Source organism: Rhizobium sp. PDO1-076 (genome assembly GCF_000247475.1).
GTDB lineage: Bacteria > Pseudomonadota > Alphaproteobacteria > Rhizobiales > Rhizobiaceae > Allorhizobium.
Genome location: NZ_AHZC01000085.1, coordinates 1 through 7,267, shown reverse-complemented (window position 1 = coordinate 7,267; position 7,267 = coordinate 1). Strand labels below are relative to the sequence as shown.

General features: G+C 59.1%; 1 protein-coding gene. It reads right to left on the bottom strand.

The annotated features are described in order from the left end of the window. Window positions 1-101 precede the first annotated feature (101 nt). Complete coding sequence (locus PDO_RS06640) at window positions 102-7,256, bottom strand: hemagglutinin repeat-containing protein (protein WP_141649833.1); 7,155 nt, start codon at window positions 7,254-7,256, stop codon at window positions 102-104. Window positions 7,257-7,267: the final 11 nt, after the last annotated feature.

Below are 7,267 nucleotides of genomic sequence, written 5' to 3'. Positions count from 1 at the left end.
ATCCTGCGCCCTTGTCCACACGCCATCAGCGCTGGCTTCCGCCAGGAATTCTGCCTGTGTGACAGTCTGGTATTGTATCGGCACGTCCTGTCTCCTCGTCGTTAAGGTCGCTGTTGAAGCAGTGCCTCTATTTTGTCCGTCAAAGCTCTTCGCGTCTGCTCTTGCGCGCTCCCTAACCATTTCTGATAGTCAGGGTTCAACGCCTGACCTTTGTAAGTCAACCATGGTTTGCTGCCATCCATCACACAATTGCTCTTGGAGCAATTCATCGAGCCGTTCATCGGTTGCAGGTTAAGCGGGTCTTTCAGGATTGCATTCTGTTGTGTTGGGGTTAGTTGGGTAAACCCTTTCAACCTTCCGATTTCGGCTTTCGGATAAATGTGATCCTGATGGAGTTTGACACCTTGCGGGATCGGTTCAACTTGGTTGGTCAGCGGGTTGCGCCAATGGGTTTGATTGCCCGCTTCATCATAGAAATCCGCGTTCAACCCCTTGCTGTTGTAACGCAGCGCCGCTGTCTCTGTGGCACCGCCACCAGTGCCTGCGTTTCCACCTGGCTTGGGCTGCCCGCCGGTCCCCTTGCCCGCCGATACTGCCCCCAGCATCATGTAGACGAGTTCGGTGACAGCCTCCGAGGCGTATTTGAGCAACGGTCCTGTGGTGTAGCAACCGGTCGATCCGCCGGTTGCCTCGCAATACGCGACTCCGGCGGCGACATCCGCGATCCGCTGTTCGAAGGGTGACGCATCCCCCGACAGCCAGCGCTCCTGAACCTGATAGGCGAGCATGCGCTGGGCAAGAACCTCGCTGACGCCCAACTCCTGCAACGCCAGGACATCGTTGTAGGCAAATTGCGCGTTGCCATACAGGTCTCCCAGAACACGCTTCAGGCAGGCGGTCGTTTGGCAGAGGTCGAGCTCCGCCTCCTTCTCAAAATCCTTTGCGATGTAATACTCGGACACGGCCTCCTTGCAGGCGGTTGCATCACTCTGCGCTTCACAGGCCTTTAGTGCCGCTTCGAGTTCGTCACGTTGCTGGTGCGTCAGGAAGTTGTGATTGACGTTGTCAAGCGCCGCAGCCGCTCCAGCCTGCCCGCCGACAACGGTACCCACGACGACGGCAGCCCATTGGCTAATCGCGCTGCGCTGGTCCGGTGTGAGATTGGGATTGGCCTTCAAGACCTGCTGCAACAAGCCATTGGCAACTTCGCTGATGCCTCCTGCCAAAGCACCGGCGCCAGCAGAACCGCCAGCCAGTTGCGAGACCAGCGCACCGACGGCTGCATGCAGGGCAACCTTTTCCGCAGATCCTTCGGCAAAACCAAGTTGCTGGGAGATGTCGCCAACCGCCAGGTTCAGCGCCTGGCTGATGATCGCCGCATCGCGCTGCTTCTGTTGCAGCGCCTCGATGTCGAAGGCGCCGACCTGGGTGTTGGCAAGGGCCGGATCGCGGTTGAGGCTGGCGAGATCCTGGCTCTGGCCACTCAGAGACAAGATGGCCGGCGAGATCGTCGAGCGCACCGCGCCACTTTCCGACGTCGTTGCCGGTTGGCTGACGATCGGGGAGGCAATACCACCCGGTGTCAGGCTGACGCCAAAACCACCCGTCTGCGCCTTCGATGTATTCTCGAGATCGCGGAAGGTGATCTCGCGGGCCGAAAGCGCGTTTTTGTCCGCCGGCGCTTCCGAGACAATTGCCCCACCAATCAGGTCGACCTTGCCGCCGACCGTGATGTCAAAGCCACCACTCCCGGCCGAGATGCCACTCTGCTGCGCCACATTGGCATAATCGCCCGTGGTCTTGCCCGCTGTCAGCGAGCCGCCGATGCCAGCCGGCGTCAGACTGATCGAAGCGCCGAAGGTCTTTTCGCGATAGGTGTTGGTATCCTGGAGACTGGCGATCGTCAGGTCACGCCCGACCATGATCTCCGCGATCTTGCCTTCGATGTTGCCGCCAGCCAGCATCAGGTCACGGCCGGCCGTCACATCCACTGTGCCGCCTGCCACGATCGCGGCATTGCTGTAGCTGGTTGTCTCGCCGTTCTGACGGCTGGCGCTGACGCCCACTTCAAGCGCCAGCGGTTTGATCGACAGGCTGAAGGAGCGCGCCTTGGTATCGGCATAGTCGGCCAAAGCAGCAAGGATGACGTCCCGCTCCGCCTTGACCAAGGCATCGCCTCTGGCCACCAGCTGCGTGCCACCCGCGAGAACCACATCAAGGCCGGCTTTCAACACAAGGTCATTGCCGACGGACAGCTGCGCTTGCGCACTTTCCGACCAACGTTGCTCCGTCTTCCAGCTCGATATGTTGATCCCGATACTGGACAGGACCGACTGACCGGTCAGCGCGCCGCTTGTATCACGAAAGGGCGATGTCGGATCGATCAGCGCTCCCAGTGCACCAGGCCCGCCTTTGAGTCCATTGAGGCCACCAACGGTCACATAGGCCGATGCAAGGGCCGCACCCAGGCCATTTTCCGATTGCGACAACCGGGCAAGCGTTGCCGTGAACGGATTGATGGAGGCAAGGCCGGTGAGAACCTCCTGCCCACTCCCGCCCTTCAAGGCCGCATCAATGCCCGCAGAACCGGGGAAGGTCAGGCCGATCGAGAAGCCCTTCTCGGTAAAGTAGCGCTGGTCCTGGGCAGCCTTGAAGCTCACCGTGCCATCGGCGAGGATAAGCAGGTCATTGGCTGCTGCAATCTTCGAGCCCACACCGGTAATATCGCCACCAGCATTGATGGCGACATTTTCACCGGCGATGCGGGTCACACGCGTGTCGACTGAATTCCATTCCTGCCTGACCTTGCTCCAGGACAAGCCGGCAAAACCCCACTGCTTGTTCTTGTTGTCGACGCTGGTGCTGACAGCACCGAGCGTGACATCGCCCTGAGCCGCAAGGGTGACGTCCTCATAGGCGGAGATCACCGCTCCGTTGAGAACGGCATTGGCTGTCCCGTCTCCTGCGGCGCACAGCTTGCCGTCTGCACACAGAGAGTAGCCGGCAAGGATCGACAGATTGCCGGTCAACGACTTGGCTTGTGCTTCCTGGGTCAGGATCGCATGTTCGACCACATGGCTGCCGGAGAGGAAGCCGCGTGCTTTGACGTCCTTCAGCAGGAAGCTATCCTGCAGGGTCTGCATATGAATGCCGTCGGCTGCGGCCAGAACAGTATCCCCAACCGCACCAATGCTGCCACCCCAGTTGGTCAAGGTGCCGTCGGCGACCAGAGTGAGGTCACCGCCGGCAGCAATCTCGGCCACGCTCCAGTCCGTGCGCAGCGTGCCACAGGCCTTGCCTTCGCAGCCGTCCAACTTGTCGACAAGACGAGCGACCTTCAACGTCTCGTTGGTGAAATCTCCTCCAACCCGAATGCTGAGGTCACCGGCAGAGGCAAGCTTACCACCGCGATTGGCAAAATTGGCATCCGTCTGCAGATAGAGGCTTCCCGCAGAAATCAAACCACTGTCGCTGCGGCCCAGGACGCCACCATAGGTGCCGCCAAAGTCGGTATCGCCACGTTCGAGGGCTGCCAGATCGGCCAGACGTTCATTGACGATATCGCGGGCTGAAATCGACGCGAAATCCCGGGCAATCATGGCGCCCGTGTTGGCAAGCGTACCTTGGACCTCAACAACGAGATCATTGCCCTGAATGAGGCCTGGTCCGCGTGGGCCGCGCAGCAATTCGTCCTTCGGTGGCAAGTAGAGGACCGGCACCAGAACCTGACGGCCATCAACGATCCGTGTCTCGTGCCAGACAAGCGGCTTCTCAAGCGCCGCGCGCTGTGCCTCCGTCAGGGTCGTGCCATATTGCGCACCGGAGGCCGATGCGAAAGCAAGGGCATTGCTGTAAAGCTCAGTCCGGATTTCATCAGGTGTCTTGCCGGTGATAACCAGCGCGCCGCCCGTCGTTTTAGCCATCGCATCGGAAAAAGCGCGCGCTTCCGCTTCGGGATCGGCGAAGATCGACAGGTTTTGCCCGAGAACAGAAACACTGCCCAGCAGCGTCGCCGCCTCATGTGATCCGGTCAGGCGTTCAAGCGTGCCGAAGTCGGCGCGGTTGACGGAGACATTGGGCAGGCTCGGCTGCGCATTGAATGACAGAGGCGGCACAACAACATCGTCCACGGTCATTGCGACCGGACGCACGTTTCCGAGTGCCTGGCCAGCAGGCCCGCCCAATTGAGAGCCGTCGACTGCCGACACCAGCGGCTGCCCGTTCTGCAGGGTGCCGGCTTCAATCGCCACCGTATCCCCGGAAATCGTGCCAAGATTGGTCACCGAGGCGGCATTGAGCTCAAGCGCACCGCTCGCCTTGATGACCGATCCAAGAGATGCGGTGGTTTGGCCAACCAGGGTCTTTCCCTGAAAGTCATAATAGGCTCCACCGAGTGTGGTGAAGCGTGTGCCGATCACGATAACATCGGGAATATTGTTGGGATCGATACCGAGTGCTGCGAGGTCGAGCAGGCTTGCAGCATCGGTGTAGCTGTAGATGTTGAGCTTGGCTGCCTGGTCCAGACGTTCCCGGTATTTCTCACGACCGCTATAGGTCTTGGAGACCGGTGCATTCCCCTTCGCGATGACGATCGTGATGTCACCGCCCTGCGCTGCGGCCAGAAGGCCAGGATCGCGAAATGCGGCCGCGCTATAGGAATGCGTCGACCAGCCAATATCGGTGGGGGTGTAGAAGGGTTGCAGCCATTCCTGGCTTGAGCCCCAGCTATTGCGATAGTGGTTGAGCGTGTATTGAACCGCATCGTTGTACACAGTCGACGCGCGCACACTCATGTTACCGGCCGACAGGATTCGCCCCTGCTGATTGGTCAAGGCATTGGTGGTGATCGAAAGATCGGAACCAGACCGAATGACGCCAGCCTGCTTTGTAACGACGTCGCCTGAAAACTCGTCGCGTACCGCTGTCTGGATGCTGAAATAATCCTGACTGCTTGGACGATTGAGGAAGAAGCTGAGCGTTGCGGCTCCAAGGGTTTCGATACGCGTAACTTCGGTCCGGCTGTCGGCGGCGGCGTCATTTCTCACCGACGAAGCGGCCAGGTCGAGGTCCGCGCCGCTTTCGATGCGGCCCGACAAGTTCGACAACAGGCCACCAATGTTCAGTTTGCCATTGCGCGTTGCCAGAATCTGACCCAATGCATTGGTCAGATTGCCATCAACGACAAGCTGCAAATCCCTTCCGCTGCTGATCCGAGCCTGTTCGCCGGTGTTTTCAACGGTCGTCGCCTGAAGTGAAAGGTCACCCATGGCCGCAATCGTTGATGCATTCGCCAGCAATCCGGTCACTATGACGTCCAGAGTACCGCTCGACAGAAGCTGACCGACATTCAGGAAAGCTGACCGAATATCAAGGGCAACCTGCTTGCCGTTGATGGACGCGCCTGCGGCGTTGGACAAGCCTCCCACCGCCCTGAGCGACAGGGCATCGACAGCCTCGAAGGCACCCGCATTGGACACGGTCCCATCAATGATCGCATCAATGTTCTGAGCCAGAAGACGACTGGAGCCGCCGGTGACCAGCGAAGCGCTTGTCAACGTCAGCACGCCACCGACAACCAGGCTACCCTGGTTGCGAAACTGACCGCCAATCGTGGCGGTCAGGCCATCGCTGGTCGACACCGTGCCGCTATTTGTCCAACCGCCCGGCAGCGTGATCGAAAGGCTACCCCCCTCGATCTGGCCACCCGCTTGGTTATCAAGCCCTGCCGCCGAAACCAGCCCTTGGTTTGCGGCGTAGATCAATCCCTTGTTGGTCGCGTTGCCCGACAGCTGCAGATCAACGACGTCCTGTGCGACGATCCGCCCGCCCTCGTTTGCAAGGTCGGAAGCCGAGAGGGTCAACGCGTTCCCCGCCGCGATGGTTGCCTGACTGCCAGAGTTGACAACCCCCTCAGCAGCGTCGAGAGACAGGGATGTGCCCCCCTGGATAAGCCCCTTGTTGGTTGCCAGGCCACTGGTCACGATCTTCAGGCTGGCAGTGGAAACGATCTGCCCGAGATTGACTAAATCTCCTTCGATTGCAGTCTGTAGAGTGGATGCCGTGACTGTTCCAGCGGCACCGTTTTCCAACAGACCGCCAACAGTCAGGGTCATGTCGTCGGAGGCAGCAATCAAGCCGTGGTTGCGAAGGTCCCCATCAATGATGACTGCAGCCTTGGCACTTACAATCGTGGCGTTCGAGGATCCAAGATAGGACTGCGCCTGCAGCGTTAGCGTATTGGTAGAGGAAACCGAGCCTGCGTTCGAGACCAGCCCGGACGTCTTCAGAGACAAGCCGTTGCCAGCAGATATGGTGCCTGAATTTATTACATCGTCCGCAGTGTTCAGGCTGAGGCTTCCAGCTGACTGCAAAATACCCTGATTTCGGACTATGCCTTGCGTCACGATCTCAAGCGCTGCTGGCGACAAAACGGAGCCGAGGTTTTCAAATCCAATTGCAACGTTCAACCGGACTGTGCCATCACTTCGAACAGTGCCGGACGCCCCGTTCAATAGGGAACTCGACTTGATGCTCGCGCTGTCGCGCCCGAACAACAGCCCCTCGTTCACGAGCGCGCCTTGCACGTCGAGATCCAGCACGTCGCTTGCCAGCGTGCCGGTACGGGTGATTTCCAGGTTTTGGTATGCAAGCGTCAGCGCGGGATAAATCCGACTGTCGATCAATGTTCCGATCTTGAGAGTCGATTTTGCGTCGACCACGGCTATATTGGTCGAAAAGGCAGTGCCTTCATCGAGTAGCACGTCGTTGCCAGTCACATAGGTCTTCTCGGTCGATGAGAGCCAGGCATTGGACAATTCGACGGCCTGCGCGGAAAGATGGATGTTTGCCCCGGACAGCGTACCGGTATCCATTGATAGCCGCGCGCCGCTTACGTTCAGATCATCATGCGCAACGATCATTCCCGCCAGTTCGACAGTCTTGTCTGCGTGGATATCGGCGGATTGACCTGACTTGATCATGCCAACAGCTGAAACAGTGTCGCGGGTGACAATCGAAAGTGCCTTGCCGGCAGTTACTCCCGAGGATGAAAGCAATCTGACGTCTTTGGCCGTGACGACAATCCTGCCAGCAACGATCAAATCCCGTTTCAATTCGATCGCATCGTCAGCATCAAGGCTGGCATCACCTGAAGCCTCCGCCGACGACAAGAACACACTTCCAGCAGATCGGATCGACAGGTTGCCAGCACTGTTGTCCGCAAGGGCCTGAATGCTGCCAGCAAGCGTGACGTTCACCCCGATATCCG